The sequence below is a fragment of the Acetobacter okinawensis genome (genome assembly GCF_002153655.1).
Taxonomy (GTDB): Bacteria; Pseudomonadota; Alphaproteobacteria; order Acetobacterales; family Acetobacteraceae; genus Acetobacter; species Acetobacter okinawensis_A.
This window is the reverse complement of record NZ_JOPJ01000116.1, coordinates 1-239: the sequence shown is the minus strand read 5'-3', so window position 1 is coordinate 239 and position 239 is coordinate 1. Positions and strand designations below refer to the sequence as shown.

Annotated in this window: 1 pseudogene; it reads right to left on the bottom strand. The window is 63.6% G+C overall.

Going from position 1 to position 239, the window contains the following annotated elements:
- A pseudogene (locus tag HK26_RS12985) lies at positions 1-239 on the bottom strand (FAD-dependent oxidoreductase); the annotation flags it as partial.

Genomic DNA, 239 nt, shown 5'->3' with positions numbered 1-239 from the left:
AACTCCGAGAGCAGCAGATGGGCGTAAGCACCAAAATTATAGATCATGAGCGGTGTGCGCCGCGCATAGGCTACGGGGAAGGGGTTGTCCGCTCCGGCCAGCAGTTCGGGGGCCGGGGTTACGTCCGCAATCAGGCCCGCGTATGTCGCAAATTCGGCGCTACTCTGGGGCGCACCTGTGGTGGCAAAAGTGCCTTTACCCGCATCGGTCGGGGCCGGGGCATGGTCGGCGGCATCGAG